This window comes from Aliamphritea spongicola, from assembly GCF_017051665.1.
Lineage (GTDB): Bacteria > Pseudomonadota > Gammaproteobacteria > Pseudomonadales > Balneatricaceae > Amphritea > Amphritea spongicola.
This window is the reverse complement of record NZ_JAFIDL010000156.1, coordinates 1-255: the sequence shown is the minus strand read 5'-3', so window position 1 is coordinate 255 and position 255 is coordinate 1. Positions and strand designations below refer to the sequence as shown.

Here is a 255-nt window from a genome sequence, read left to right as displayed (position 1 = left end):
TCATGATCACGGTTAACCCGGTGACCGACCTGACCGCTGCCGATGACACCGCGACCACTGACGAAGACACTGCGGTAAATGGCACCGTCGCGGGCAACGACTCCACTACCAGTGGCGGCACACTGACCTATGCCGTGGCGACTGGCGTGAGCAACGGTACACTGGTGTTCAACACCGATGGCACCTACACCTACACGCCAAATGCGAACTTCAACGGTTCGGACAGTTTCACTTATACGGTCACCGATGCCGCCA

The 255-nt window shown here is 58.4% G+C and carries 1 protein-coding gene; it reads left to right on the top strand.

What is annotated here, in order from left to right:
* The coding region (locus JYB63_RS23155) for an Ig-like domain-containing protein (RefSeq protein WP_205660257.1) at window positions 1–255 on the top strand (255 nt) is incomplete at both ends.